At 57.9% G+C, this 26815-nt stretch carries 22 protein-coding genes and 2 pseudogenes; 7 read left to right on the top strand and 17 right to left on the bottom strand.

All coding sequences use genetic code 11. The features are described from left to right. Positions 1-27: 27 nt before the first annotated feature. The 3 genes from AB5Z05_RS19055 to manA form a co-directional block, all read right to left on the bottom strand. Positions 28-2430, bottom strand: coding sequence for a GH92 family glycosyl hydrolase (locus AB5Z05_RS19055; protein ID WP_236268333.1), 2403 nt, complete (start codon positions 2428-2430; stop codon positions 28-30). Between the two features lie 55 nt (positions 2431-2485). Then, the gene (locus AB5Z05_RS19050; RefSeq protein ID WP_368152780.1) at positions 2486-5182 is read right to left on the bottom strand and encodes a GH92 family glycosyl hydrolase; all 2697 of its coding nucleotides are present in this window, start codon (positions 5180-5182) and stop codon (positions 2486-2488) included. Positions 5183-5820: 638 nt separating this feature from the next. Then, complete coding sequence (gene manA, locus AB5Z05_RS19045; protein WP_368152778.1) at positions 5821-7011, bottom strand: mannose-6-phosphate isomerase, class I; 1191 nt, start codon at positions 7009-7011, stop codon at positions 5821-5823. Between the two features lie 116 nt (positions 7012-7127). On the opposite strand from manA, the gene AB5Z05_RS19040 reads away from it, so the two are divergent. Both AB5Z05_RS19040 and icd read left to right on the top strand, forming a co-directional pair. Then, entirely contained in the window at positions 7128-8003 is an 876-nt protein-coding gene (locus AB5Z05_RS19040) for an AraC family transcriptional regulator (protein ID WP_005347181.1), read from the top strand. A gap of 156 nt (positions 8004-8159) precedes the next feature. Then, entirely contained in the window at positions 8160-9413 is a 1254-nt protein-coding gene (gene icd / locus AB5Z05_RS19035) for an NADP-dependent isocitrate dehydrogenase (RefSeq protein ID WP_368152776.1), read from the top strand. A 72-nt stretch (positions 9414-9485) separates the two neighbouring features. On the opposite strand, the gene AB5Z05_RS19030 is transcribed toward icd, so the two are convergent. The 3 genes from AB5Z05_RS19030 to dsdX form a co-directional block, all read right to left on the bottom strand. Beyond that, positions 9486-9662, bottom strand: a complete 177-nt coding sequence (locus AB5Z05_RS19030) for a hypothetical protein (RefSeq protein WP_005337712.1) — start codon at positions 9660-9662, stop codon at positions 9486-9488. 308 nt (positions 9663-9970) lie between these two features. Further along, positions 9971-11302: a D-serine ammonia-lyase gene (locus AB5Z05_RS19025; protein ID WP_368152774.1), complete on the bottom strand. Its 1332-nt coding sequence runs from the start codon at positions 11300-11302 to the stop codon at positions 9971-9973. A 16-nt stretch (positions 11303-11318) separates the two neighbouring features. Next, positions 11319-12656, bottom strand: coding sequence for a D-serine transporter DsdX (gene dsdX, locus AB5Z05_RS19020; RefSeq protein WP_368152772.1), 1338 nt, complete (start codon positions 12654-12656; stop codon positions 11319-11321). Between the two features lie 223 nt (positions 12657-12879). Between dsdX and dsdC the strand changes: the two genes are divergently transcribed. Next, complete coding sequence (dsdC, locus tag AB5Z05_RS19015) at positions 12880-13824, top strand: DNA-binding transcriptional regulator DsdC (protein WP_368152770.1); 945 nt, start codon at positions 12880-12882, stop codon at positions 13822-13824. 164 nt (positions 13825-13988) lie between these two features. On the opposite strand, the gene AB5Z05_RS19010 is transcribed toward dsdC, so the two are convergent. The 3 genes from AB5Z05_RS19010 to AB5Z05_RS19000 form a co-directional block, all read right to left on the bottom strand. Next, the gene (locus AB5Z05_RS19010; protein WP_005337704.1) at positions 13989-14165 is read right to left on the bottom strand and encodes a hypothetical protein; all 177 of its coding nucleotides are present in this window, start codon (positions 14163-14165) and stop codon (positions 13989-13991) included. A 311-nt stretch (positions 14166-14476) separates the two neighbouring features. Continuing rightward, a complete protein-coding gene (locus AB5Z05_RS19005) occupies positions 14477-14926 on the bottom strand; it encodes a C40 family peptidase (protein ID WP_005337703.1) in 450 nt (149 codons plus the stop codon). Positions 14927-15120: 194 nt separating this feature from the next. Beyond that, entirely contained in the window at positions 15121-16029 is a 909-nt protein-coding gene (locus tag AB5Z05_RS19000) for a hydrogen peroxide-inducible genes activator (RefSeq protein ID WP_005337702.1), read from the bottom strand. 146 nt (positions 16030-16175) lie between these two features. Between AB5Z05_RS19000 and AB5Z05_RS18995 the strand changes: the two genes are divergently transcribed. Beyond that, positions 16176-16778 carry a peroxiredoxin C gene (locus AB5Z05_RS18995; RefSeq protein WP_005337701.1) on the top strand — a complete coding sequence of 201 codons (603 nt, stop codon included), beginning with the start codon at positions 16176-16178 and terminating at the stop codon, positions 16776-16778. Positions 16779-17066: 288 nt separating this feature from the next. Here AB5Z05_RS18995 and AB5Z05_RS18990 read toward each other — a convergent pair whose 3' ends face one another. From AB5Z05_RS18990 to AB5Z05_RS18965, 6 genes are all read right to left on the bottom strand, one after another. Beyond that, positions 17067-18032: an alpha-L-glutamate ligase-like protein gene (locus AB5Z05_RS18990; protein ID WP_005337700.1), complete on the bottom strand. Its 966-nt coding sequence runs from the start codon at positions 18030-18032 to the stop codon at positions 17067-17069. A gap of 3 nt (positions 18033-18035) precedes the next feature. Continuing rightward, positions 18036-19574, bottom strand: coding sequence for an inactive transglutaminase family protein (locus AB5Z05_RS18985; protein WP_005337699.1), 1539 nt, complete (start codon positions 19572-19574; stop codon positions 18036-18038). A gap of 3 nt (positions 19575-19577) precedes the next feature. Further along, positions 19578-20366 (bottom strand): ATP-dependent zinc protease, encoded by a 789-nt coding sequence (locus tag AB5Z05_RS18980; protein ID WP_005337698.1) that lies wholly within the window; start codon positions 20364-20366, stop codon positions 19578-19580. Positions 20367-20418: 52 nt separating this feature from the next. Further along, positions 20419-21396 carry a tRNA 5-methoxyuridine(34)/uridine 5-oxyacetic acid(34) synthase CmoB gene (cmoB, locus tag AB5Z05_RS18975; RefSeq protein WP_368152768.1) on the bottom strand — a complete coding sequence of 326 codons (978 nt, stop codon included), beginning with the start codon at positions 21394-21396 and terminating at the stop codon, positions 20419-20421. Beyond that, entirely contained in the window at positions 21393-22139 is a 747-nt protein-coding gene (gene cmoA, locus AB5Z05_RS18970; protein ID WP_368152766.1) for a carboxy-S-adenosyl-L-methionine synthase CmoA, read from the bottom strand. Before cmoA ends, cmoB begins: the two co-directional genes overlap by 4 nt. Positions 22140-22414: 275 nt before the next feature. Then, complete coding sequence (locus AB5Z05_RS18965) at positions 22415-23263, bottom strand: DUF72 domain-containing protein (protein ID WP_368152764.1); 849 nt, start codon at positions 23261-23263, stop codon at positions 22415-22417. Positions 23264-23425: 162 nt separating this feature from the next. Here AB5Z05_RS18965 and AB5Z05_RS18960 point away from each other — a divergent pair, with 162 nt between their 5' ends. The 3 genes from AB5Z05_RS18960 (at position 23426) to AB5Z05_RS18950 (ending at position 26318) form a co-directional block, all read left to right on the top strand. Next, positions 23426-23677 (top strand): FmdB family zinc ribbon protein, encoded by a 252-nt coding sequence (locus AB5Z05_RS18960; protein ID WP_005337686.1) that lies wholly within the window; start codon positions 23426-23428, stop codon positions 23675-23677. A 32-nt stretch (positions 23678-23709) separates the two neighbouring features. After that, a complete protein-coding gene (aspS, locus tag AB5Z05_RS18955) occupies positions 23710-25476 on the top strand; it encodes an aspartate--tRNA ligase (RefSeq protein ID WP_368152762.1) in 1767 nt (588 codons plus the stop codon). Between the two features lie 101 nt (positions 25477-25577). Next, on the top strand, positions 25578-26318 hold the full coding sequence (locus AB5Z05_RS18950; protein WP_005337681.1) for a YebC/PmpR family DNA-binding transcriptional regulator: 741 nt from the start codon (positions 25578-25580) through the stop codon (positions 26316-26318). 284 nt (positions 26319-26602) lie between these two features. Here the strand turns inward: AB5Z05_RS18950 and AB5Z05_RS18945 are convergent. Both AB5Z05_RS18945 and AB5Z05_RS18940 read right to left on the bottom strand, forming a co-directional pair. Continuing rightward, positions 26603-26770 (bottom strand): annotated as a pseudogene (locus tag AB5Z05_RS18945) (PT domain-containing protein); the annotation flags it as partial. Further along, positions 26757-26815: pseudogene (locus AB5Z05_RS18940) on the bottom strand (PT domain-containing protein); the annotation flags it as partial. The pseudogenes AB5Z05_RS18945 and AB5Z05_RS18940, both read right to left, overlap by 14 nt.

The raw sequence follows: 26815 nt of genomic DNA, 5'->3' as shown, positions 1-26815 counted from the left end.
AAGCCGGGTGGCTTGCCGCTTGTAGAGTTACGGGGTCGGTTGCTGGTTGGTCATCACAAAACGCAGCTCACCACCGGGACGGATCTCGCTGTGGGCGAAGGTGTTGTACTGGTTGAGTGGCTTGCCATTGATGGTGACCTCTTTGACATAGAGGTTGTCCGGGCTGTTGTTCTGCGCTACCACGTTGAACTGACCGTCGGGCAGGTTGATGGTGACCTTGTCAAAGATGGGACGGCCGATGGTGTAGGTCGGGTCGCCCGGGGAGATTTGATAGAAGCCCATGGCACTCATGATGTACCAGGCCGACATCTGGCCAACGTCTTCATTGCCGATCAGGCCATCCGGGGTGGTTTTGTAGAACTCCTTATAGACCCGGTCGAGGTACTCCTGCGCTTTCCAGGGCTGAGCGGTGCGATTGTAGAGATAGATGACGTGGTGTGAGGGCTCGTTGCCATGAATGTACTGCCCGATGTAACCGGTCATGTCCTGATGTGCTTCGCCCCCGTTGGGGTCGGCATTGAACAGGTTGTCGAGCTTGTCGTTCAGTCCCTGCTGGCCACCCATGATCTCGGTCAGCTTGTCGAGATCCTGCATGAATGACCACTGCCACTGCCAGGCATTGCCCTCGGTGTAGTAGAAGGCATCCGACTTGTAGGGATCGAAATCGGTTGGCGCGTATTTCAGGGCGCACGGGTCGCCGTTTTTCAGCTCGGTCGGTACGAAGAAGCCTTTGCCATCGGCATTGCCAGCCTGGGGATCCCAATGTTTGAGCGAGTTGTAGGATCGTGCCTTGAACTCCTGATAGGTGGTCATGTCGCCCGCGGCTTTTGCCATCTCGGCGATGGTCCAGTCGTAGAAAGAGAACTCCAGCGAGTAGGAGACCGAGTTCCAGTTGGGATAACGGACGCACTGCTCTTTCTCGTGATAGCTGAGCTGACCGGCCATCAGCGCACTCAGGATGTCGTCATGGATCTGCGGGTAATCGGCAGGCCGGTAGTGGGCCGATTTGACCGAGGCTTCCAGTGCCTCTTGCGCATCGATCAGCCCCTTGGTCACCGCATCGGCAAGGATGGCCGCCGAGGGGTACCCAATCATGGTGCCGGTTTCCGAGCCGTGGCCTTCCCACTTGGGCAGCAGGCCGAACTCCACGTTGGATTTGCGGATCAGATCCTTGGCGTAGAGAGTCGCCTGTGGCGGGTCCATGATGGTCCACATGGGGTGAACGGCGCGGAAGGTATCCCAGGTCGAGTAGATGGAGTAGTTGGGGGTATCACCTGGTTGCAGGGTGCGCAGGGTGCCCTGCATATCAAGATACTTGCCATCCACATCGTAGAGCTCGATAGGGGCGATCATCATGTGGTAGAGGGCGGTGTAGAAATTGGTCTTCTCGGTTTCCGTCCCCCCTTCGGTTTTGAGTGTTGCCAGCTTTTCGGCCCACGCGTATTCGGCGTCTGACTTCACCTTGGCAAAATCAAAGGTGGGGGCTTCCGCTTCCAGATTCTTCTGTGCTCCTTGCCAGCTCACCGCCGAGATACCGACCCGGATCTCGAGCGGTTGGTCACCCTGGCCAAAATTGAGGTAGGCGGTCAGGTCATCCCCTTGATAGACGCTGTTGGGGCGCATCTCCCGGGTCGGCATCTTGTCCTGCTCGCCCAGCATGGCCTTGGCCACAGGTTGGTTAAATTTGGCGTAGAAGAAGATGTTCTGGCCCTGATGGTTCTGTCCCTGGAACCAGCCAGTGGAGGTTTTGCGGCCACGCAGGGTGTACTCATCCACCACTTCGATTTTGTTTTTGAGCGACTGGCCGTTGTTGTTCAGCAGAGTGTGGCCCAGATCGAATTTCACATTCCGATCCGCTCCTTTGGCGAAGGTGTAACGGTGCAAACCGACCCGTTTGGTGGTGGTCAGTTCAACCTCAATCTCCCCCTTGTTCAGTCTGGTTTGGTAATAACCGGCGCTGGCGTGCTCATTGGTTTTGTCAAAGGCGTTTATTTGGGCGTCGGCCATCTCGGCGTAGGGCAGTACCAGAATGTCGCCCAGATCGGTGGCGCCAGTGCCGGAGAGATGGGTATGAGAGAAGCCGTAGAGCGGAACATCGGTTGCGACGATCTCGCCCGTGAGGTAATTGGAAGAGTCCCAGTAGCCGGAGGCTGAGTGCCAGGGGTTTAGTCCGCTCTCGTGATCGGTGTTGGAGCCAATAAAGGTATCCGGCGAGAGCTGCACCATGCCGGCAGGGCGGGTGGCACCGGGGAAAGTGTGGCCGGATGCGGCGGTGCCTATCATGGGGTCAACGTATTTCAGTACCGACAGATCGACAACCGGAGTTACCGGTTTCTCGATAGCGGTAGACTCGCTCTCACTGTTGCAACCGGCGATGCCACCGGTCAGTGCGGCAATCACCGCAAGAGAAAGAAGATTGCACTTGAACATGGTCATTCCATTTTTGAGTGGTGATGGGGGAGGAAGTCCTCCCCCGAACAGGTGATTAACGGGAACCGGCAGGCAGGTCGCCTTCGTGCAGGAAGGAGCCGATACCTTGCGCGGGCGGCAGATCTTCCGGCTGGCTGGCCCAGTTCTGGTTGGGGCTATCGCCCATCACGAATTCAAGCTTGCCGCCACTGAGGATTTCCTCATGGGTGAGGTAGCTGCGATTGAACTCGCTGCCATTGAGGCGAGCGGACTGGATGTAGATGTTGTCGCGGCTGACATTCTGGGCCGTGACGGTGAACTGCTTGCCCGCACCCACATCGAGCGAGGCGGTTTCGAACATGGGGGTGCCAATCTCGTAGATGCCGGAGGAGGCATTGACCGGGAAGAAGCCCAGCGCCCGGAACACGAACCAGGCAGAGAGGGTGCCAAAGTCATCGTTGCCACAGATGCCGTCAGGGGTGTTCTTGTAGCAGACGTTGGTGGCTGCCACGATGGCGGCCTGTCCCTTCCAGGGCTGTCCTACGTAGTTGTAGAGGTAGGGCACATGGATATCGGGCTCGTTGCCCTGCACATGCTGTCCCACGTTGCCGGTGTTGAATACCGGGAACTGGTTGTCGCCAGCGTTGCGATCCGGATAGGTGCTCCAATACTCGTCCAGCCGTTTGGCAAACAGTTCGCCCCGTTTGGCCTGAGGATTCTGGGTCTGGTCGAACCGGGTCATCAGATCGACCAGGCCATGAATGTCATGTTGAACGCTGAAGGCGTATTGCCAACCGTTGGACTCGGCGAATGACCAGTTGAACATGTCGGGGCGCCAATCCTTGCCCACTGCCCGGCCGGTTTTCGGGTCTACCCAACCGGCATCAATGAAGTTGCCAGCGTAGTCGCGGGCCTTGAACCACCCCTTGTACTGCTTGCCGCCAAAGTCAAACTGCGCCTGCCAGTTCTTGGATCGATCGGCAAACTCCTGATAGCGGGGGTCACTTTCGCCAAATACTGCCTTGATCGATTGGGCGATCGCCCAGTCATTCATGGAGTACTCCAGCGAGTAGGATGAGGTCCAGGCATCCTTGAAGGGAGAGTGTGATTCCCAGTCATTGGCAGGAGGCGTGTCATGCAACTGGGCAGGTACATAGCCTTGCTGCTCGTACTCCTTGATCCAGGCAACCCCCTGGCTGGTGGCTGCGCGGGCGTCGGTGATCATGGCTGTCACCAGTCGTTCCTTGATCTCCTGACGTTCCGCATCACTGAAGCCCAGCGCGATCATCCGTCTGTCCAGCGAGCCTTTGGAGAGCACGTCGTGGATCACCGGCGTGGAGTGCATCCCCATCATCATGCCGGTCTCGTTACCCTTGAAGGTCCACTCCGGCAATCTGCCCTTGCGCAGGTTGCCCAGATCGTCCATCCACTCCTCCTCGGCGTAGGAGAGCATGGAGAGCACCACATCGGCGAGGCGATCCGGCTCCAGCAGTGACGAGAGGGGTTGTACTGCGCGATAGGTGTCCCACAGGGAGAAGGTGTCGTAACGGGTAAAGTCCGCTTTGCCATCCCGGTTGGCATCGGCGGTGCGAACCGACTCCTTGAGGGTATCGATCTGCTCGCCCCACGGTGTGTTGCCATCCGGATAGGCGTTGCGCCCCTGATGCACCTGGCGGTAGCGTCCGTCCAGATCAGAGTGAATGGTCTGGCCCAGATAGGTGTGGTAGAGCGCGGTATAGAAGGTCTGTTTGTACTCCTCATCCCCACTGACCCGGACCTTGCCCAGCTCCTTTTCCCATTTTTGGGTCGCAGCCTGACGGACATCGTCAAACGACATATTGGCCACTTCGGTCATGTTGAGTGAGGCGCCAGCGTTGCCATCCCGGCCGATCTCGACGTTGGAGAGGGCTACCTTGGCCTCGACGACCAAGCCCGCCGCCGCGGTATCAAATTCCACATAGGCACGCGCGTACTGATATTTGCCACGGGTCTCGTTGCCGATCTCGGTGGTGCCTTCCGGCAGGTCCAGATAGCGGTTTTGGTCTTTGTCAAAGTAGGCGAAGCGGATGTTTTTGATGGGCTGGTCGAACTCCATCACGAAGAACTCTTTCTGGCTGGGGGCCCAGCCGTCAGAGAAGCGATGGCCCTCGATCCGGTTGTGGGTTTTGTCCCATTTCAGATAGGAGTCGGAGGTGTAGTCCCAGTTGACCTTGAAGCCGAGGTTGACCACGATTTCCGATTTTTTATCTTGCGGGAAGGTGTAGCGATGAACACCCACTCGATCCGAGGCGGTCAGCTCGGCCTTGATCCCGTAATCCTTCAGATTGACCTTGTAGTAGCCCGCTGTTGCCTCTTCATCCTTGTGGCTGTAGCGGGAGGCCTCCAGATTCAGTGAGGCCGACCCCTCGTTCAGCATGAAATTGGAGCGTGAGTTGATCGGCATCACCAGAATATCGTTGAGATCTCCAGCTCCGGCCCCCGAGAGGTGAGTGTGGGAAAACCCGGCGAGGCGGTTGTCGTGGTAGTAATAGCCGGAGATATATTCCCAGCCATTGGCCCCATTATTGGGCGACAGTTGCACCATGCCATGCGGGGTAGTGGCACCAGGATAGGTGTTGCCCAAATTACCTGTGCCGATGAACGGATTGACGTAACGGGAGACGTTAGTCTCTTTATTGTTATCGACAGCGGTATCCGAGTCATTTTGACAACCGGATATACCAACCAGGCCAGCCAGTACGGCACACGCGAGCAGGGAACGTTTCAGTTTCATATTTGTCGCCACAGGTTAATGAAAGTAGGGTATCGAACATATAAAAACAGATAATGCAGAATGCCGGGCCAGCCAATGAATATCTGCCGGCTGAGATAGCCATCTTCATGTATTACCCCGACTGTCACTGGATAAAGATGGTGACGGGGGGAATATCAGCCAGATAAAATGGATAGTGAAAACGTTCTGGCCATACAGGCGGAAAAATAAATGCGCAGAAAAATAACAGGCACCTATAGCCTGATTTAAAAATCGCCCCTTACACTTATGAAATAAGTGGCTGAGCTGTGTTACATCTGGAATATATAAATGCTCTTAAATGTTTTTCCTGCTGCCTGTAAATTAACGGTTTCTATTATTTCGTTGATTAATATCTTAGGACAGAGGAAAAAAATGGCATTAACTGGATTTTTATGACGTGTGGGGAAGGGTGTGAGCTGGCTCGCATAACTGCAGGGTGGCGTGACCAGGGAGGCTAAATGATATTAATCATTATAAGTCAGCGTGTTATTCTTCGATGTTGAGTTAAATGACCGATTTTGTGAGTCGTACCGGGCTCCACATGGTCAGATGAGCTGAAAAAAAGGGCCATGCTGGGCCCTTTGAACAGAGGGTGATGAGCCGATGGCCCACCAGGATCAGCGGTTGCTGGCGCGGGCAAAACGCCCTTCAGCCGTCACGCGATAATCGCCGGTGCTGGCGGGTACAAATGCAGATTGCCCTATGGTCAGTGTCAGACGCTCGCCATCCTGGCCAATGAGGGTTATGGCCCCATCGATGGCGAACAGGATCTCGGCATTGCCGGTGGTGAGGGCATGTTCGCCTGCGCCATATACGCTGAAGGTGAAATCCGGTACCGGCACGTCGAAGTGCTGTACTGTGCCTTCCATGCGAGGGGTGAGCAGGATCTGGTCGTCCGGTTTGGCGACACAGCTGGTGCAGGCCAGCAGCTCCGGCACATCCATGTATTTGGGGGTCAAACCGGCACGCAGCACGTTGTCGGAGTTGGCCATGATCTCGAGGCCAGTGCCGTGGATGTAGGCGTGGGGGGTCTGGGCATCGAGGAACATCGCCTGACCCGGCTCAAGTGTTACCACGTTGAGCAGCAACGGCGAGAAGAGCCCCACATCCCCCGGGTACTGGTTGGCCAGCTTGCTGATGGTGGCGAAAGTCTCTTCATCCTGATGGGCGGCTGCATAGGCCAGCAGGCCAGCCAGCGCCTCGTCCTTGCGATCACCGCTGAGGATCAGCAACTGGTGGAAGAAGTGCTGCAGGCCAGCTTCATCCTGTGACTGGCGAAGCGCCGCGGTCAGGTCGACCAGTGCGGGCAGCGCCATGCGATCGAACAGGGCCAGGATGGCAGGGATGGCGCGAAAGCCGTTCATCGCCTGATAGCGGGTGAGGGCAAAGACCAGCTCCGGCTTGTGGTTCGGATCCTTGTAGTTGCGGTTGCTCGCCTTGATATCAATGCCTGCGGCCTCTTCTCTGGCAAAACCGGCTTCGGCCTGTGCCTTGCTCGGGTGTACCTGAATGGAGAGGGCTTGCTCGGCGCAGAGCACCTTGAACAGGAAGGGGAGTGAGCCGAAACGAGCCTGGGTAGCTTCGCCCAGCATGGCGACGGGGTTGGCGTCAATCAGGCTGGAAAGCTTCACGGTCTCGCCTGCCAGGGTCACTTCGGAGCAGCCATTGGGGTGAGCGCCCATCCACAGTTCAGCTTGTGGTTTGCCTTCGGGATTTTTGATGCCAAACAGCGTGGTCAGGGAGTCACGACTGCCCCAGACATAATCCTGGATCGGGTTGCACATTAGAAAAAACGGCGGGTAGCTCATGGATGGCTCCTTGTATCAGAACGATTTTTTGGGAATTTCAGTCTGGCGCGGACTATAGCATGGCAGGGGCAGCGCACCGCAATCGGTTGCTCTCTGCATCTTGATCAGGATCATTCATGAGTATCATCTTTACCCAGCTGTTGGACGGCTTTCTAAGTGAGGGGGGAGGCTTTGAGAAGGTGTTGTTTGCCTCTGACAAAGGGGTGCCTCCCTGCTTCAGTTATCAGGTCAATTTTCCGCGTCTCGAGCTGGTATTCAGTGGCCACTATCTCAACCAGATCTGGTCCCCGGAAGGGGATGTGCAGTCGGTACAGATGGGGCCGCGGGAGGCGATGTACATTCCCCCTAACGGCTGGAACAAGCCGGATTGGGACAATGACTGTTCCGTGCTCAGCCTGTTGTTCGGCAAGCGTCAGATAGGGTTCAGTCTGGTGAGCAAGCACAAGGGAGACACCGGCTTCTTCGATGTGCAGAAGCACAGTATTCAGGCCGGTGCCGGACGGGCGCTCGATCATATCCTGCTCTCCCTCAACACCCTTGCGCAGGAGCCGATAAGGGCACCGATGGACAATCACCTGCTGCAGGCGCTGCTAAGTTATTCACGGCAGTTGCTGGTGGAGTCGGAGAGCGGTCGTCCTCGTGGCTCCGATCTTTTTCATGGCATCTGCATCTACATTCAGGAAAATTTCCACCGCCCCATCAGCCGCGAATGCATCGCCGCCCGCTTCAATCTCTCCCCCAGCCACCTCTCACGTCTGTTTCGCCAGCAGGGGCACATGCGGCTGGCGGACTACATCAGCTGGGTGCGGCTGGAGCGGGCCAAGTTCATGCTGAAAAAGTATCGCTTCCGTCTCGAAGAGGTCGCCAATCGCTGCGGGTTTACCGACGTGAACTACTTCTGCCGGGTGTTCAAACAGAAGACCGGCTTGACCCCTTCCCAGTACCGTTCCCTGAGTCAGCCGCAGGCGGCGGCCAGCGAGCTGGAGGGATAACGGGGCTGTGTCGGGAAGGCGTGGTGACGGCGCACTGGCGGGTGGCTACCTCTTTGGTCTGACATGCTTTCTTGTCGTTTTATTATGAAAATGAATGGGCTAAGATGGCCGCGCGCAACAAACAAGTTGATAACAAACGGAAGTTAGGAGATGCCGATGGAAAGCAAAGTAGTAATCCCGACCCAAGGTCAGAAAATCACAGTCGATGCCAACGGCAAGCTGCAGGTTCCCAACCATCCGATCATTCCGTTTATTGAAGGGGATGGCATCGGTGTTGACGTAACCCCGGCCATGTTGAATGTGGTGAATGCTGCGGTCGAGAAAGCCTACAAGGGCGAGCGCAAGATCGCCTGGATGGAGATCTATACCGGCGAGAAGTCGACTCATGTCTATGGTGAAGGTGCCTGGCTGCCGGCCGAAACCCTGGATTTCATTCGTGAATATTGCGTGGCCATCAAGGGCCCGCTGACTACTCCGGTCGGTGGCGGTATTCGCTCCCTCAACGTAGCCCTGCGTCAGGAGCTGGATCTCTACATCTGCCTGCGTCCGGTACGTTACTACGACGGCACCCCGAGCCCGGTGAAACGTCCTGATCTGACCGACATGGTGATCTTCCGTGAAAACGCCGAAGACATCTACGCCGGTATCGAGTGGAAGGCCGACAGCGCCGAAGCAAACAAGGTGATCGCCTTCCTGCAAAACGAGATGGGCGTGAAGAAAATTCGCTTCCCCGAGTCCTGCGGTATCGGCATCAAGCCGATGTCCAAAGCCGGTACCGAGCGTCTGGTGCGTGCCGCCATCGAGTATGCCATCGACAACGATCGCGACTCAGTGACCCTGGTGCACAAGGGCAACATCATGAAGTTCACCGAAGGTGCCTTCAAGGATTGGGGTTATGCTCTGGCCCAGAACGAGTACGGTGCCCAGCTGATCGACGGCGGCCCCTGGTGCTCCTTCAAGAACCCGAAAACCGGCAAGACCATCGTCATCAAGGATGTCATCGCCGATGCCTTCTTGCAGCAGATCCTGCTGCGTCCGGCCGAGTATGACGTCATCGCCTGTATGAACCTCAACGGCGACTACATCTCCGACGCGCTGGCCGCTCAGGTAGGCGGTATCGGTATCGCGCCGGGTGCCAACATCGGTGACGGCGTGGCCCTGTTCGAGGCGACCCACGGTACTGCGCCGAAGTATGCCGGTCAGGACAAGGTCAACCCGGGCTCGCTGATCCTCTCCGCCGAGATGATGCTGCGCCACATGGGCTGGGTTGACGCGGCCGATCTCATCATCAAGGGGATGGAAGCGGCGATCCGCAACAAGACCGTCACCTATGACTTCGAGCGTCTGATGGAAGGGGCCACCCTGCGCTCCTGCTCCCAGTTTGCTCAGGACATGATCGACCAGATGTAATTTGCTGCTTGCCAGAAACGCAAAACCGGCGCCATGTGCGCCGGTTTTTTTATCGCGAAAGAGTGAAGGGGCTTATTGCGCCTGCTCTACGTGTTGCTGATAGCGTTGCTGCCATTTGCTGGTTTCTGCTTCATCACCCTGGGCCTTCCAGAAGGCGCAGATGGTGTTGGCAAGTTCCGAAGCCATCGCGTGATCTCCGTCACGTCGGCTCATCAGATAATCTCCCAGCCAGCTTTGATATTGTTTCATTACCCGATCTCCTTATCTCATGTGCCCTTGAGGGTGCCCACCTTGACGGGAGCCTGTCGGCTCATCCTGGGGGAAACATCATCAGGCATGATGGTGCAAAGTCACGACCCGGGCAGAGAGCCCGATGGGCAATCTGGCGGCGAACGTGACGCGAGATGTCAAAAAATGAGCGCCATCTTAGCACAAACTGACCAACTTGGGGAAATTGTCGCCATGGATTGCGACAGAACTGCCCCATCCCTTTGTTCCCAAAACAGAAAACCCGCCGCGATGGCGGGTTTATTTGCAGATAAATGTGGCAAAACAGCCTAGATCTTGGCGCTGGCCAGGTACTTTGCCATCTCCTCGGCGGGCACCATGCCACCGCCGGTGGCCCACACCAGATGGGTGGCCTGTGCCATGGTTGCGGCATCGAAACCGCGCCCGGTGAGCCACTCGGGATTGGCAGCCACCCGCCACGGGCCGGCCATACCCGCCAGAGCAGAAGGTTCGAGTGTGATCTGTTCATCGCGTGCCAGCAGCCCCAGCAGGTCATACATCTCCTGATCGCTCAGGGTGTAGAAGCCATCAAGCAGCCGTTCCATGGCACGGCCGACGAAGCCGGAGGCGCGTCCTACCGCGAGGCCGTCGGCTGCGGTGAGGTTGTCGATGCCCAGATCCTGCACCGCAATGGCATCGTGCAATCCGGTGTGGACCCCCAGCAACATGCAGGGGGAGTGAGTGGGCTCGGCGAAGAAGCAGTGGACGTTATCCCCGAATGCGAGTTTGAGACCAAAGGCCACGCCACCCGGGCCGCCACCCACGCCGCAGGGGAGGTAGACAAACAGCGGGTGGTCGGCATCCACCTTGATACCCATCTGGTCGAACTGCTTTTTCACCCGCTCGCCCGCCACCGAGTAGCCGAGGAACAGGGTGCGGGAGTTCTCGTCGTCGATAAAGAAGCAGTTGGGGTCGCGTTCGGCCTCTTTGCGCCCCTGTTCCACCGCCACCCCGTAATCTTCGGCATATTCGACCACGATGACACCGTGTTCACGCAGCTTGCGCTTCTTCCACTCCCGCGCATCGGCTGACATGTGGACGATGACGGTAAAGCCGAGCTTGGCGCTCATGATGCCGATGGACATGCCAAGGTTGCCGGTGGAGCCTACCGCGATGCTGTACTGGCTGAAGAACTGGCGAAACTCGTCGCTAAAGAGCTTGCGGTAGTCATCCTCTTCGCAGAGCAGTCCCGCCTTGATCGCCAACTGTTCGGCGTGAGTCAGCACCTCGTAGATACCGCCTCGCGCCTTGATGGAGCCGGAGATGGGCAGATGACTGTCTTTTTTCAGCAGCAGTCGACCGGTGACCTCAACCCCGTAGCGCCGGTTGAGCGTAGCCTGCATCGCCGGAATGGCGGCGATCTCGGACTCCAGAATACCGTTGCTGGCGCGGGTCTCGGGGAAGGCTTCGCACATGTAGGGGGCGAAGCGGGCCAGCCGAGCGGAAGCGTCCGCCACATTGTTGTTATCGAGCCCCACATAGGGCAGACCGGCAGCCAGAGTGGTGGTGTTGGGGTTGAACCAGGTGACTGGCTCAAGCGCGATCAGGGATTGCACCAGTGGAAATTGCTCTGTGAGCTGTTGTACGTCGATGTTTTTCATAGTGTTCTCGGTCTTGTTACACGATAAAGGAGAGCAGGAAGGTACCGGCTAGCGCCATCAGGGAGGCGACCAAGGTGGCGGTGGTGTAGTACTTGAGCGTTTCGTTCAGGGTGGCGCCGCAATACTGCTTGACCAGCCAGAACAGAGAGTCAGTCACCATGGTGCAGCCAATGGCACCGGAGCCGATGGCCAGGGTCATGATCTCCGGGCTGATGTTCGGGTAGTGCACCATGATGGGGGAGACGATGGCGGTGGCGCCCATCATGGCGACGGTGGCGGAGTCCACAGCGGCGTGCAGCACGATGGCAACCAGCCAGGCGAGCAGAATGGGGTGCATATCCAGCTGGGAGAGGATGGTGGCCAGGCTATCGCCCAGGCCGCTTGCCTTGAGCACCCCATTGAAGGCGCCACCCGCACCGATGATGAGCAGAATGTTGGCGATGGAGGAGAAGCACTCCTCGGTCTTGTTAAGCAGTCCCTCCATCTTCATTTGCTGGCGGATCCCCAGCACGTAGTAGGCGGTGAAGGCGGCGATAAACATGGCGGTGATGGGGTTGCCGATAAACTCCAGCACGGTGTAGAGGTGGCTGGCATGCTCCATATTGAGCTCGGCGACCGTCTTGGCCAGCATCAGCATGATGGGCAGCAGCACGGTAAAGAGCGAGGCGCTTAAGGTCGGGAGAGTTGCCTCATCGCGGGCCTTGATGTCGGCAAAGGCAGCGGGTACCTCCTTGAATGGAATCCGGTTACCCAGCAGCTTCAGAAACAGCGGACCGCCCACCAGCGAGGCAAAGAGGCCGACCGCGAGGCCATAGACGATAACCGAGCCGACGTCAGCCCCCAGCTGATTGGTGACGTAGAGGGCTGCCGGGTGGGGCGGCACTATGCAGTGCACGGCCATCAGGGCGGTGCAGAGCGGAATGGCCAGCTTGAGCAGCGAGGTGTTGGTCTTGCGGGCGATGGAGAAGGCAAGCGGAATCAGCAGCACTACCCCCACTTCGACAAACAGGGTGATGCCGCACACCAGACCGACCAGCACCATGATGACCTGTGGCGAGAGCCAGCGGCATTTCTGCAGGGCGAGGCCGATGCGCTCCGCCGCCCCTGACACCTCCATCATCTTGCCGAGTATGGTGCCAAGACCGATGACGGCGGCGAGAAAGCCTAGCGTGCCGCCAATGCCATCTTCCATGGCGCTGACCATCTTGAGGGGCTCCATCCCCATCAGGGTGCCGACATAGAAGCTCGCCAGCAGCAGGGCAAGGAAAGGATGCACCTTGCCCTTCACTATGGTAACCACGATAAGAACGATGCTACTTAGCAAGGTAGCGATGACCCATACCTCTGAACTCATACTGCGCCTCGACATCTGTTGTGTGTGATTGTTTATGCGCTTATTGAATGAAAATGAGGCGGGGCTGACAAATGATGAAATCGACCACTTGGGTGAGATGAGGTGATGCAAAGGCGCTACATTGGTCACAATTTATCGAAATCACACTCTTTGGGTCTTTTGGTTTCATCCTGGAGGTGGCCTGTGGGTGTATCATCGGCGGCCATTGCGAAGAGGGGGATGAATGTATAACGGGGATAATTACATATCTCGCAACAAGCTGTTGAGCGGCTACCAGTTGGCCAAGTTGCACACCTTCGAGGCGGCCGCCCGCCACGGATCCTTTGCCATGGCGGCCGATGAGCTGTCGCTGAGCCCCAGTGCCGTGAGTCACCGGATCAGCGCGCTGGAAGAGGAGCTGGGGTTCAAGCTCTTTGAGCGTTTTCACCGCAAGGTGGTACTGACGGCGGATGGGCAGCGGGTGTTCTGGGCGCTCAAATCCTCGCTGGAGTTCATCAATCAGGAGATCCTGGAGATCAAGAATCAGGAGCTCTCCGGTACCCTGACCATCTATTCGCGTCCCTCCATCGCCCAGTGCTGGCTGGTGCCCAGGTTGGCTGATTTCTCCCGCCTGCATCCGCAGATCGAGCTCAATATCATCACCGGTAACGAGAACATCAACCTGCATGGTTATGGCATCGATTTGACCCTCTATTTCGATGAGAAGAGCCCGGAGCGGCTTGCCATCCACCCGCTGATGGATGAGTTTATGCTGCCGGTCTGCAGCCCGGAATATGCCGAGCAGCACGGGCTTGTCGGCAATCCCGCCAACTTGTCCTTGTGCCGTCTGCTTCATGATCGGCAGGCATGGGGATTTGACTCGGATACTGACGAATGGAGCAGCTGGGCTCACCACGCCGGGGTCAGCCTCGAGGCATGCCAGCTGAGCATGGGTTTTGATCGCTCGGATCTCGCCATCATCGCCGCCATGAATCACGCCGGGATCGCCATGGGGCGCAAGAATCTGGTGAGCAAGCGACTGGCACGCAACGAGCTGGTGGCCCCTTTTGCCGGGCTGGAGATCAAGTGCGAGCAGCGTTATTACATGGCGACCCTGCCCAATCGGGCGTGTCCCAAGATCCAGGCCTTTATCGACTGGGCGCAGGAAATGGCTGCCGAGATGGAATGAACAGAGGCCGGTGCGCAAGAGCAAAATGAAGATGGTAAAGCGCGAGTGAACGAAGGTAGCGGTTTAACGTAGCGGGAAAATTGGGGGAGAGGGGTTGGCTGATGGTGGTTGGTCGCGAGTGGCCTTGCTGCCAACCGTGGCTGGCAGCAAGGCAACGGTCGGGATCAGGTGGTCTTTTCCAGATGGTTCTGGTAAATCTGCTGCCACTTGTCCAGTTCGTTTTCATCACCCTGCTGCTGCCAGAACTCGCAGATGGAACTCGCCATCTCGCATGCCATAGCGTGGTCACCGTCACGGCGACTCATCAGGTATTGCCCCAGCCAGCTTTGATACTGTTTCATTGCACGATCTCCTTATCTATTTAACCCTTGATACTGCAGCTGTGGGACACCCGTCCGGCAGTGTTGCGCCACACTCCACTTTCGCCGCGCGCTGCTTGTTATCGCCGCGCGTGTTGTCAATCAGGACAGAGAGCGTATGAGAAAAAGGCAAAAGTGTTAAAAATTGGCCACCACCTTATCACAAAATGGTGTGATATGCAGGCTTTGGGTCCAATTGAGTTATAAGCGCGGGTTGTGTGTCCCGACATCGCGACAGGGATTGACGGAGAGTATCGGCACGCAACTTGTGTCACGAGCAGGCGTGTGGCCGGTTACTGGGTCACCCGACGCGCCTGCCAGTAGCGACTGTTCCAGTAGACGTTGTCGAGGCGGGAGCGGATCACTCCCTTGCTGGTGGAGGCGTGAATAAACTCGCCGGCACCTGTGTAGACCCCGACATGGTACTGTTGCCAGCCGGTCTTGAAGAAGACCAGATCCCCGTGTTGCAGCCGGTAGCGATCCACCGGTTTGCCAATGCTGGCCTGAGATTCGGTGGTTCTTGGCAGGTTGAAGCCCAGCACCTGACTGTAGGCGAGCTGGGTGAAGGCGGAGCAGTCTAGCCCGGCGCGGCTGGCGCCGCCCATGCGGTAGGGAACACCGCGCCATTGTTGGTAGAAGCCATCAAAGGCACTGCTCTGCCGGGGGGCCGGAGGCGGCTCCGGCGTGCTGGAACAGGCGGCCAGCAGCAGAGTCAGCAGGGATAGCAGCAGCTTGCGATACATCGGGCTCTCTCCACGGACGGGTCTACCAAACGAGACATTTATCGAACGCTATATCCTGCCAAATCGTTCTGGGGGCAGGAGGGCACGCGACAACTTTTCCATCATAAACAGGGATCTGGCTCCAGACCTAGTCTCCGAGAGGAAAAATGTGGCGGGGAACTGAAAAACGCCAACCCGAGGGCTGGCGTTTGTTGTCACTCGTTGTGGCTGATCAGCGGTTTAAGCAGCTCGGCCAGTTTGTAGAAGGTCTGTACCCGGGTGGTGCTAGGGCGCCAGACCAGCCCAATCTCGCGATAGGAGGTCTCTCCCGGCAGCGGGATGGCCACCAGATCGGAGTTGGCAAGAATGCCGGCATCGATGGCCATCTGCGGCAGGAAGGTGGTGCCAAGACCCGCTTCCACCATCTGCACCAGGGTGTGCAGGCTGGTGGCGGCGAACGGGTTGATCTTGCTCTTGTCCCGCAGGCGGCAGGCGCTTACTGCGTGCTCGGTGAGGCAGTGCTCCCGCTCCAGCAGAAAGATGCTCTGGTTGGGCAGCTCCTTGTAGTCGAACGGGGTATGCAGACCGGCCGCCATGCTGGCGGGCATCACCATGTGGAACGGATCCTGGCCGACGGTCTTGCAGTGAAATCCCCCGATCTCGATGGGCAGGGCGAGGATCAGCAAGTCGAGCTGACCCTGTTCCAGCTGCTTGAGCAGATTGCTGGTGGTGTCTTCACGCAGCAACAATTCGAGGTCAGGATAGGTTTTGCTGCACTCTTTCAGCAGCTTGCTCAGCAGGAAGGGGGCGATGGTGGGAATGCAGCCAAGACGTACCGTCCCCTGCATCACGCCGCCCTGATGTTGCCCGAGCTCCATGAGATCCCGCGCATCGGAGAGCAAATTGCGAGCGCGCTCGACGATTTCCATGCCGACCGGGGTCATAATGAAGCTCTTGTGGTCCCGCTCCACCAATTGCAGGTTCATCATGTCCTCCAGCGTCTGGATCCCGGTACTCAGGGTCGACTGGCTGACATGACAGGCCTTGGCGGCGCGGTTGAAGTTCTTGTGCTCATCGAGAGCGACCAGATATTGCAGCTGTTTGAGGCTGGGCCAACGTTGCATAGAAAAACCCGATTAATGCTATCTATTTAATTTGATTTAACTAATCTACCACCGGGTCTATAGTTTGTCGCTTGAATTAGATGGACTTGGCTCTAGGTAGCCCAATCCTCACCGGATTGTTCACTTCACATAAAGAGGAATTGAATATGGTATTGGTAGGCCGTCCCGCACCCGATTTTACCGCCGCAGCTGTTCTGGGTAATGGCGAGATCGTTGATTCATTCAACCTGTCATCCCACATCAAAGGCAAAGCTGCCGTTGTCTTCTTTTATCCACTCGATTTCACCTTCGTCTGCCCGTCCGAGCTGATTGCCTTCGATCACCGTTATGAAGAGTTCCAGAAGCGTGGCGTGGAAGTGATCGGTGTTTCCATCGATTCCCAGTTCTCCCACAACGCATGGCGCAACACCAAAGTGGAAGATGGCGGTATTGGTCAGGTCAAGTACCCGCTGATCGCCGACGTGAAACACGAAATCTGCAAAGCCTATGACGTTGAGCATCCGGAAGCCGGCGTGGCGTTCCGTGGCTCCTTCCTGATCGACAAGAACGGTGTCGTTCGTCACCAGGTTGTCAACGATCTGCCGCTGGGCCGCAACATCGACGAGATGCTGCGCATGGTCGATGCCCTGCAATTCCACGAAGAGCACGGCGAAGTGTGCCCGGCTCAGTGGGAAAAAGGCAAAAAAGGTATGCAAGCCTCTCCGGACGGCGTTGCCAAGTACCTGTCCGAGAATGCTGACTCCCTGTAATCGAGTCGTACTCTCCTTGAAGAACCGGCGTCTTGGCGCCGGTTTTTTTATACCTGAGATTTATCCATCCTCTGACATTGCGGTCACACTCTTCTCGTTCCATCGTTCCATCGTTCCATCGTTCCATCGTTCCATCGCTCTCCTTGCTACTCCAAGCTGCCGTTCGCTGGCGTACTCGTTGTTTCGAAATGAGGTGCTGATCCGAATGGCTGGGTGGGGGGATATGCCGACAGACAATCGCCATAAAAAAAGCGCGCCATAGGCGCGCTTAGTTCACAAGCGGAGGTGTTATTCCTCAAAGATCCCGAAGTGATCCTTGGCGAAATTGACCCGCTGCTCCACGTTCATCTTCACCTGGCCCAGCTTCTCGATAGTCTTGAGATTGGGCACCAGGCCGCGACCGTTGGCGATCTGGATGGCAAGACCGGGACGGGCGTTGAGCTCCAGCAGCATGGGGCCGCGGAACTTGTCCAGCACCATATCGGTACCGATATAACCTAGACCCGACATCTCGTAGCAGGAGGCGGCCAGAGTTAGCAGGGTATCCCAGTGTGGGACCTTGAGCTCATAGAGATCGAGGCCGGTATCCGGATGGTGGCGCAGCGGATTGCCAAACTGCACCGCCCGCAGGGCACGACCGGTACGCAGGCACAGACCCACCCCCACGGCGCCCTGGTGCAGGTTCGCCTTGCCGTCAGAGGCGGCGGTGGAGAGGCGCATCATCGCCATCACCGGGAACCCCTTGAAGATGATGACCCGGGCATCGGGTACCCCTTCAAAAGAGTAGCCGTCGAACACATCATCAAAGTTGATGAGGCCTTCCACCAGTGCCACGTCGGGCTTGCCGCCAAGCGAATAGAGCCCCGCCAGAATGTTGGAGACATGGCGCTCCAGATCCTGACCGTTGGAGGCGCTGCCGTTGGGTTTATAGAAGAGGCCATCTTCCTGACGCAGGATCACCAGGATCCCCTTGCCGCCCGAGCCACGAGCCGGCTTGATGCAGAAGCCCGGCCAATCTTTTACCAGCTCGGTGATGCGACCCACATCGTGCTGGGCACGGATGGTACCGATCAGCTCAGGCACGGTAACGCCTGCATCCAGCGCAATTTGCTTGGTCTGCAGCTTGTCATCCACCAGCGGATAGAGGCTGCGCGGATTGTAGCGGCTGATGTAGGAGTGGTTGCGCTTGTTCATGCCGAGGATGCCTGATTGGGACAGGCTCCACGGGGTGGTGTATTTTTCCCAGAACCACATCGGTTACTTGTCCTTACCCGGGGTGACGCCAGATTTCATCTCGTCCACCAGCGGCTTGAAACGCTTCAGTTCGCTCAGCTTGTAGCCGGTGTAGTTACCCATCAACAGCACGGTCGCCATCAGCACCAGCTGCAGGCCGAGGAAGTTGAAGGTGAGGTGACGAATAAGCTCGTTATCCATGGCCAGATAGGCGATGACGGCCACCAGCAGAGAGCCGCCGCCCTGGCGGAACACCTCTTTCGGGCCCTCTTCTTCCCACAGGATGGACATCCGTTCGATGGTCCAGGAGAGGATGATCATCGGGAAGAAGGTGATCTTCATACCGTCGGTCAGCCCCAGCTTGAAGGCGAACGCGGAGAAGATGCCGATCATCGAGATAACCATGATGATGATGGCCGATATTCGGGCGACCAGCAGCAGGTTAAGCCGAGACAGATAGGAGCGGATGATGAGACCGGTGCCGACGATCAGCAGGAAGCCGATGAGGCCGGTGACCAGCGAGGTCTGGATAAAGGCGACCGCGATCAACACCGGCATAAAGGTACCTGAGGTCTTGATCCCCACCAGAACCCGCAGGAATACCACCATCAGCACGCCGATCGGGATCAGCAGCAAGCCCTTGAACAGGGTCTGCTCTTCCAGCGGCAGGCTGTGGATTGAGAAGTTCATCATCTCTGATTTTTCGAACTTCTGCGCCAGTGCCACGCTAACCGGCTGCTCCTGCTCGATCATCGAGAAGCTGACACGGGAGTTGTGACCACCGGTCACGTCCAGCAGGGCGCCGGAGTTATATTCCCACAGCAGCAGGTTGGCCGGACGACCCTGTTCACCGGTTTGCGGGTTGAACAGCTTGTAGTCGGTCGGGCTGTTGAATACCTGCAGGTAATCCACCAGTTCCTGACGACGGCGGCCATCTTCCAGATTCAGGGCATGCACCACGCGGGTGGGGACGTCAGCATTGTTGAGCAGCTCGGCGATCAGGTTGGCGCGGCTCTTGTGCTTTTTCAGCAGCTCGGCGTTCTGCTCCTGCTTCTCGATCTCTTTGATGATCTCGCGAGTCAGGGTGTAGCCATCGGCAGAGCGCTCCTGTGCCCGCTCGAGGATCTGCTTCATCGCGGTGGCGTAAGGCTCACTCTCGATCTGCTTCTCGATGGCAGGCGGCTGCGGATTGGCGGCTGGTTTGGCATGGGCATCTGCCATCATGTCGACGCGGTAGTAGAGCTCCTGACGGCCAGAGGCGGTGCGGATGGACCACTCGGCGCGGGCATCGCCATCTTTCTCGACAAAGGAGAGGCCGTAGCCTGGGCTGGCAGCGTTCTCGTTCATCAGGGTGAAACCGGGCTGGGTGCCCGGGATGGCCAGAGAGGCGATCACCGGCTCACCGGTCGCCTCGAACTCCAGCTTGGCTTCGATGGACCAGATCTGGCGCTTTTCACCGGGCGTCAGGGGTACATCCAACGCGATATGGTGATAGATCGTCATCCCCAGGCCGACAATGTACAGCAGGGCTACCAGCAAATAGAACGGCTTACGGGAAACCATGGATTATTTCACATCCTTGAGCTTGGGTTTGGGTTGGATATATTCGCGGGCCACATCAACCACGGCGATGTCTTTCAAAAATTCGCGACCCAGCAGCACAGGGAAGGTCATGTCGCTACGGTCTTTCAGGGTAAATTCGGCTTTCTCGGTCATGTCGCCAATGCGCACGGCCAGACGCACTACCGGACGGCGGTCCAGATCGTCGGCAGAGGCCTGACGCACCCGCACATGGCGCACCAGCGGCGCTTCGATCTGGATCTTGTCGTCCACTTCCTGATGGCTCAGGAAGAAGCGCACCCAGTTTTTGCCGTTGCGCTCGAAAATGGTGATCTCCTGCGCACTGATGGAGGAGGTGGTCGCACCGGTATCGACCCGCGCCTGGAAGGCGTCGTTGGCTGCATCAACCCAGATCCACTCGGCTTCACCGACCATCAGTTTGCCATCGATGGTGTGACCCTGATTGGGGGCCGGGCACTTCTCGGTGGGGATGGCCATCGGCTTGGGCGGCTCGGAGGGGAGGGTGGCGAGCTTGTGGTCTACTTGCTTGACGGACTCTTTCATATTGGTGACATCTGTGTTGAGCTGAACCAGCAGGTGCTGTTGCTGCACATACTGCTTCTGTTGCTGTTCCATGGATGTTTGCAGGCGCTGCTCGCTCTGGCTCAGCTCGCTACGAAGCTCGGCCAGCGTCAGAGCAGGGACCTGAGGCGCTTTTTCCATATTGACACACCCGCCGAGACTAAGCAGGGAGAGCAGGGTCATTCCTTTTAATTTGCTTTTCATGTCATTCATTTAACTGTGCTTCCTGGAATTGGGTCAGTGTAACTTCCTGAATCGCCATCGGCTAGTCTTTGGCCTTGCGGGCAATCAGTACGGCACGTTTCGGCGCCGGGTGTCCTTCTACCGTGAGTGCCGGATTGTCTGGATCCAGATAGTCACTCAGGGATTCATTAATCATCCAGTCGGTACGACGCTGTTCGTCGGTGCTGGTCATATTCTCGTCTACTATCCGCACGTCGGTGAAGCCGCAGCGCTCGACCCACAGCTTGAGGGCGCGGCTTGAGGGAATAAACCAGACGTTGCGCATCTTGCCGTAGCGGTCGGTGGGCATCAGCACGTCGTTGACCCCGCCGTCAATCACTAGCGTCTCCAGCACCAGCTCGCCATCATCTTTCAATTGATTGCGCAGCTGCTCGATGTGCTCGATGGGGGATTTGCGGTGATAGAGCACCCCCATGGAGAATACGGTATCAAAGGCACGCAGCTCCGGCAGCTCCTGAATACCGAGCGGCAGCAGGTGGGCGCGCTGATCATTGCCTGCGAAGTGGCGAATGGCCTCGAACTGGCAGAGGAACAGCGGGCTCGGGTCGATGCCGACTGCAAGCCGAGCCCCTTCACCCACCATGCGCCAGAGGTGGTAACCGCTGCCGCAGCCCACATCCAGCACGTAACGGCCTTCGAGCGGGCTGATATGGGGCAGCACCCGATCCCACTTCCAGTCAGATCGCCACTCGGTATCGATATGGATGCCGTGTACGGTGAACGGCCCTTTGCGCCAGGGCATGAAGTGGCGCAGCAGGCTTTCGACCTTCTTGCGCTCCCCTTCGCCAAGGCTCTCGGCCGAGTCAATCTCGACCCGGCTTTTCAGCTCGATGTTGCCGGGGGAGACCACTGGCAGCTTGTTGAGGGCACGATTCCAGCGCGGCAGGTCGCCATGCTGGTTGTCATGTTGCCAAGCGTGCAGCTGGGCGGGCAGGGTATGCAGCCAGTGGCTCAGCCGGTTTTTGGCAATCAGTTGATAGAAATTGGCAAAGTCGATCATGTCTGGGCGTCGCTGGATTTGATGGCAATCATGGAGCCGAAGTTGAAGCACTGGAACCAGAGATCCTGATGGACGAAACCGGCATCCCGCAGGCGTGCCTGATGCACCGGCAGGCTGTCGGTGCGCATCACGTTCTCAAGGGCAGTGCGTTTCTGGCTGATCTCCAGCTCGCTGTAGCCATTGGCCCGCTTGAAGTCGAGATGCAGATCGATGAGCAGCTCGTTGACCGGTTCATCTTCGAAGCGGAACTTTTCGCTCAGGATCAGGATCCCGCCCGGGCGCAGACCATCGTGAATGCGCTGGATCAGGGCGGCCCGTTTCTCTGGTTCGACAAATTGCAGGGTGAAGTTGAGCACCACCACGGAGGCGTTCTCGATATCGATGTCGCAGATATCTGCTTCCACCAGCTCCACTGGCACCTCGGATTTGAAACCGGAGAGGTGGGCGCGGGCGCGCTCGATCATCGGGTGGGAGAGATCCACTGCGGTGATGTGGCAGCCGGGCTGGCTGACATGGCGACGCATCGCCTGGGTCGCGGCGCCCAGTGAGCAGCCGAGATCATAGAGTCGGCTCTCGGGTTGGGCGTAGCGGGCTGCCATCATGCCGATGGCAGAGATGATGTTACTGTAACCCGGCACCGAGCGCTGGATCATATCGGGAAAAACGTCGACGACCTGTTCGTCAAAACAGAAGTCTCCCAATCGGGCGATCGGGGCGGCAAAAATTTGATCTTTGGTATGCATGCTGGCGCAACCTGACAGTCGGGACATCACCCGGCTGTATTGTTCAATTGAGTCGTTGGGTGACACCCATCAGAGTAGATTTATCACCTGTTTACGAACGGGGTGGCTGGTCGTGAAATCCTTTGGACCGTTCCTGTTCGTACGGGCCATGTTCCGGACCCTTACTTGGGGCGCTAGTGTAGAGGATTGGTGGCCGTTTGTCTTGACGCCAGGGCTTGCCACGCCACAAAAAAGCACTTTTTTTGCAGTGAAACGATGGCGGCAGAATAGGTTGGCTAAAAGCGCAGCACTCCCTGCCGTGCGCGATCGTTTTCCCCCGGCCAGGGGGCCATCTCCTGCTCCAGCAAGCGGGTGATCTGGCGGGCCAGCTCAGGTGCCTGGGCGTTGTCGGCAGTATGTATATAGAGGTAGAGATCCTTGCCCTCGGAAAGCCACTGGCGCCAGTGGGGGAGCCAGCTGGGCAGGAAGGGGTGATTGGCCGCCGGATCCGGCAGGCCGATAAAGCGCACCATGGGGGCGTTGGCGGTGGCCAGCAGATGCACCGGCAGGCGTGGTTTCTTGCCCTGGGCATCGACAAGGGCTGGCGTGGTTGCTGGCACCGAGAAGAGTGGCCGGCTGTCGAGCATCACCCGGTTCACTCCCTGTTCCATCAGCAGCCGGTTCAATGCCCGCTCGGCCTCCCCCTTGGCGAAGAAATCAGGATGACGCACTTCGAGGGCGTAGCGAAACGCCCGTGGCAGCCGATCAATGAAGGCCGCCAGTCTGGCCAGCCCCTGTGGCCCGAAACGGGCGGGCAACTGCAGGGTGAGCAGCCCCAGCTTGTCGTGCAGCGGCGCAAGCAGCTTGATAAAGTCGGCTACTTGCTTGTCTGCGCTCACGAGATCGCTCTGGTGGCTGATGGCTTGCGGAAATTTGAAGTTGAAACGAAAGTGATCGGGCACCGCATCGGCCCAGCGCTGTACAGTGTCCGGTGTCGGCAGGGCGTAGAAGGTGGTGTTGCCCTCCACCGAATTGAATACGGTGGCATAGTGGGCGAGGTGTTCGGCAGGCTTGGCGCCAAGGCCCAGCAACTGGCCGGGCCAGCTGGGGTGGGACCACTGCGGCAGGCCCAAATAGAGGCTCATGATGGCTATTCTCTTCGCTCTTGGTGCATTCGTGCCGATTTTTTACCCGCTTTTTGCCATCGAGTGCAAAAAACTGGCGAAAGGAGGCTGCTGGCCATTTTACCCAAAAGGGGGTTTTCCTCTATAATGCCAGCCCTTTTGTTTTTCAATTTCTTGTGACCCATGCCTATCTACGAATATCGTTGCGACGTCTGTGGCCATGAATTGGCAAAACTGCAAAAGCTTTCCGATGCCCCCCTGACCGACTGTCCGGCCTGTAGCAAGCCGAATCTGGTCAAGCTGATATCGGCGGCAGGCTTCCGGCTCAAGGGAACCGGATGGTACGAGACTGATTTCAAACCGGGTAAGAAAAAGAATCTGGCCAGCTGTGAGACAGACGGTGCTTGCCAGTCGTGCCCGGCGGCCCAAGGTTAACCGTCTCTCTACAATTTCGAAGGAAGAAGTCCATGCGCTCTATCTATTGCGGACAGGTCAATGAGGCCCATGCAGGGCAGACCATTACATTGTGCGGTTGGGTTCATCGTCGTCGTGATCTCGGCGGTCTGATCTTTATCGATATGCGCGACCGGGAAGGGATCGTTCAGGTGTTCTTCGATCCGGACAAGCCGGAGGCGTTCGCCCTGGCCTCCGAGCTGCGCGGCGAGTTCTGCATCCAGGTGACCGGCGTGGTGCGCACCCGTCCCGAGTCCCAGCGCAACAGCGACATGGCCACTGGCGCCATCGAAGTGTTCGCCCACGAACTCAACATCATCAACCGTGCCGAGCCGCTGCCGCTGGACTTCAATCAGGTCAACAGCGAAGAGATCAGCCTCAAGTATCGTTACCTGGATCTGCGTCGTCCCGAGATGGCCAAGTACCTGAAGACCCGTGCCAAGGCCAGCGCCTTCGTACGCCGCTTCATGGACGAGCACGGCTTCCTCGATATCGAGACCCCGATGCTGACCAAGGCCACCCCGGAAGGTGCCCGTGACTATCTGGTGCCGAGCCGCGTGCACAAGGGCAAGTTCTACGCTCTGCCGCAATCACCCCAGCTGTTCAAGCAGTTGCTGATGATGTCCGGCTTCGATCGCTACTACCAGATCGTCAAGTGCTTCCGTGACGAAGACCTGCGTGCCGACCGCCAGCCGGAATTCACCCAGATCGATGTGGAGACCTCCTTCATGACAGCGCCGCAAGTGCGTGAAGTGATGGAAGAGATGATCCGCAAACTGTGGCTGCACATCCTGAACGTGGATCTGGGCGACTTCCCGATCATGACCTTCGACGAAGCCATGCGTCGCTACGGCTCCGACAAGCCGGACCTGCGTCTGCCAATGGAGCTGGTTGATGTGGCTGATCTGCTGACCGCTGTCGAGTTCGCCGTGTTCGCGGGCCCCGCCAACGATCCGAAAGGCCGTGTGGCTGCCCTGAAAGTCCCGGGCGGTGCCGAGCTCTCTCGCAAGCAGATCGACGAATACACCAAGTTTGTCGGCATCTACGGTGCCAAGGGCCTGGCCTGGATGAAGGTCAACGAAGCCGCCAATGGTATCGAAGGCGTGCAGTCTCCGGTTGCCAAGTTCCTCTCTGACGCTATCGTGCGCGAGCTCCTGGCTCGTACCGGCGCTGCCGACGGCGACATCATCTTCTTTGGCGCTGACAGCAAGAAAGTGGTCTGCGATGCCATGGGCGCTCTGCGTCTGAAAGTGGGTCGCGATCTGGGCCTGCTGGAGAACAGCTGGAAACCGCTGTGGGTCATCGACTTCCCGATGTTCGAGGAAGATGGTGAAGGTGGTCTGGCCGCCATGCACCACCCGTTCACCGCGCCGAGCAACATGAGCCCGGCCGAGCTGAAAGCCAACCCTGTGGGTGCTTACGCCAACGCTTACGACATGGTGATCAACGGCTACGAAGTGGGTGGCGGTTCTGTGCGTATCCACAACAGCGAGATGCAATCCACCGTGTTCGATATCCTGGGTATCACCCCGGCCGAGCAGCGCCTGAAGTTCGGCTTCCTGCTGGATGCGCTGAAGTACGGTACTCCGCCGCACGCCGGTCTGGCCTTCGGTCTGGACCGTCTCAGCATGCTGCTGACCGGCACCGAAAACATTCGGGACGTCATCGCCTTCCCGAAAACGACCGCGGCCGCCTGTCTGATGACAGACGCCCCCAGCCTTGCCAACGCCGCCCAGCTGGGTGAGCTGGCGATTGCAACCACCGTCAAGGGCGACGAGTAAGCCGATACCGGCACCGGAGGCCGCCGCCGTGCGGCCTCTGTGTTTCCCTTGGGTTAGTCATGATCAGTGTTACTGACATTTAAAAATAACGGAGAGTCTCTATGGCAGGTCACAGTAAATGGGCCAACATCAAACACCGCAAGGCCGCTCAGGACGCCAAGCGTGGCAAGATCTTCACCAAGCTGATCCGCGAAATCACTACCTCCGCGCGTCTGGGTGATGCCGATCCCGCCAACAACCCGCGTCTGCGCGCTGCGGTGACTGCCGCCTTGACCAACAACATGACCCGCGACACCATCAACCGTGCCATTCAGCGTGGCGCCGGTGGTGGCGATGGCGAACAGCTCGAGACCATCGTGTACGAAGGTTACGGCCCGGCTGGCTCTGCCGTGATGGTAGAGTGCCTGACCGACAATCGTAACCGTACCGTAGCCGAAGTGCGTCACGCCTTCAGCAAGTGCGGTGGCAACCTGGGCACCGACGGCTCCGTAGCCTATCTGTTCAGCAAGAAAGGTCTGCTGACCTTCGTGGGCGTGGACGAAGATGCCCTGATGGATGCCGCGCTGGAAGCGGGCGCCGATGACGTGGTCACCGAAGAGGATGGCACCATCGAGGTGTACACCACCCCGAACGACTTCGGTACCGTGCTGGATGGTCTGGAAGCTGCCGGCTTCAAGGCCCAGAGCGCCGAAGTGACCATGATCCCCTCCACCGAAGCTGAGCTGGATGCAGAAACTGCACCCAAGCTGATGCGTCTGATCGACATGCTGGAAGATCTGGACGACGTGCAAGAGGTTTACCACAACGGCTCCATCTCCGATGAAGTCGCTGCGACCCTCTGATCGCTGAATCGTGCTCTCCCGATGGCAGCCTGATGGCTGCCATTTTTTTATCTTTGCATCGTGGCAACTGCTGATGTGTCGGTTGAGCAATCGGCGCAACAATTCTCTTCACTGACAATCTTTCCCGCTTTCTCTGCGAATTATCATTGCTCTGTCTCTGCCAGTCGGTTGGCCCTGCACGTACGCCAGTCGCAGTTCTGCTGCATTGCGTTAGCGAGGCTCCGCGTATCCTGTTTATCACACCTTTAGCTCTTGAGATGGCGTTGACTGCTCACATCTGCCCGTCAGGGTAATTCGTTGCGGGTAGGGGATAGGAGGTGATGGAGCGTGCTCTTGTTATCACAGGGGCCCATCAATACAGAGTCACAGGTTGGGATGTCGATAATGGATTGGCTGGGGCGAGTTGGTTGGTTGGTTGGTTGGTTGGTTGGTTGGTTGGTTGGTTGGTTGGTTGGTTGGTTGGTTGGTTGGTTGGTTGGTTGGTTGGTTGGTTGGTT

The sequence above is a fragment of the Aeromonas sp. R2-4 genome (assembly GCF_040908365.1).
GTDB classification, from domain to species: domain Bacteria; phylum Pseudomonadota; class Gammaproteobacteria; order Enterobacterales; family Aeromonadaceae; genus Aeromonas; species Aeromonas veronii.
Note: the sequence above shows the minus strand (reverse complement) of the source record. Positions and strands in the feature narration are given on the sequence as shown.

Excerpts from the sequence above, each read along its gene's own strand:
- AB5Z05_RS18965 (WP_368152764.1), bottom strand. The coding sequence starts at position 23,263 with ATGAGCCTCTATTTGGGCCTGCCGCAGTGGTCCCACCCCAGCTGGCCC.
- dsdC (WP_368152770.1), top strand. The coding sequence starts at position 12,880 with ATGTATAACGGGGATAATTACATATCTCGCAACAAGCTGTTGAGCGGC.
- AB5Z05_RS19010 (WP_005337704.1), bottom strand. The coding sequence starts at position 14,165 with ATGAAACAGTATCAAAGCTGGCTGGGGCAATACCTGATGAGTCGCCGT.
- AB5Z05_RS18950 (WP_005337681.1), top strand. The coding sequence starts at position 25,578 with ATGGCAGGTCACAGTAAATGGGCCAACATCAAACACCGCAAGGCCGCT.
- AB5Z05_RS18985 (WP_005337699.1), bottom strand. The coding sequence starts at position 19,574 with ATGGTTTCCCGTAAGCCGTTCTATTTGCTGGTAGCCCTGCTGTACATT.
- aspS (WP_368152762.1), top strand. The coding sequence starts at position 23,710 with ATGCGCTCTATCTATTGCGGACAGGTCAATGAGGCCCATGCAGGGCAG.
- cmoA (WP_368152766.1), bottom strand. The coding sequence starts at position 22,139 with ATGCATACCAAAGATCAAATTTTTGCCGCCCCGATCGCCCGATTGGGA.
- AB5Z05_RS19025 (WP_368152774.1), bottom strand. The coding sequence starts at position 11,302 with ATGAAAAACATCGACGTACAACAGCTCACAGAGCAATTTCCACTGGTG.
- AB5Z05_RS18990 (WP_005337700.1), bottom strand. The coding sequence starts at position 18,032 with ATGTGGTTCTGGGAAAAATACACCACCCCGTGGAGCCTGTCCCAATCA.
- icd (WP_368152776.1), top strand. The coding sequence starts at position 8,160 with ATGGAAAGCAAAGTAGTAATCCCGACCCAAGGTCAGAAAATCACAGTC.
- AB5Z05_RS18980 (WP_005337698.1), bottom strand. The coding sequence starts at position 20,366 with ATGAATGACATGAAAAGCAAATTAAAAGGAATGACCCTGCTCTCCCTG.
- AB5Z05_RS19030 (WP_005337712.1), bottom strand. The coding sequence starts at position 9,662 with ATGAAACAATATCAAAGCTGGCTGGGAGATTATCTGATGAGCCGACGT.
- AB5Z05_RS19040 (WP_005347181.1), top strand. The coding sequence starts at position 7,128 with ATGAGTATCATCTTTACCCAGCTGTTGGACGGCTTTCTAAGTGAGGGG.
- AB5Z05_RS19000 (WP_005337702.1), bottom strand. The coding sequence starts at position 16,029 with ATGCAACGTTGGCCCAGCCTCAAACAGCTGCAATATCTGGTCGCTCTC.
- AB5Z05_RS19055 (WP_236268333.1), bottom strand. The coding sequence starts at position 2,430 with ATGTTCAAGTGCAATCTTCTTTCTCTTGCGGTGATTGCCGCACTGACC.
- cmoB (WP_368152768.1), bottom strand. The coding sequence starts at position 21,396 with ATGATCGACTTTGCCAATTTCTATCAACTGATTGCCAAAAACCGGCTG.
- dsdX (WP_368152772.1), bottom strand. The coding sequence starts at position 12,656 with ATGAGTTCAGAGGTATGGGTCATCGCTACCTTGCTAAGTAGCATCGTT.
- AB5Z05_RS18995 (WP_005337701.1), top strand. The coding sequence starts at position 16,176 with ATGGTATTGGTAGGCCGTCCCGCACCCGATTTTACCGCCGCAGCTGTT.
- AB5Z05_RS19050 (WP_368152780.1), bottom strand. The coding sequence starts at position 5,182 with ATGAAACTGAAACGTTCCCTGCTCGCGTGTGCCGTACTGGCTGGCCTG.
- AB5Z05_RS18960 (WP_005337686.1), top strand. The coding sequence starts at position 23,426 with ATGCCTATCTACGAATATCGTTGCGACGTCTGTGGCCATGAATTGGCA.
- manA (WP_368152778.1), bottom strand. The coding sequence starts at position 7,011 with ATGAGCTACCCGCCGTTTTTTCTAATGTGCAACCCGATCCAGGATTAT.
- AB5Z05_RS19005 (WP_005337703.1), bottom strand. The coding sequence starts at position 14,926 with ATGTATCGCAAGCTGCTGCTATCCCTGCTGACTCTGCTGCTGGCCGCC.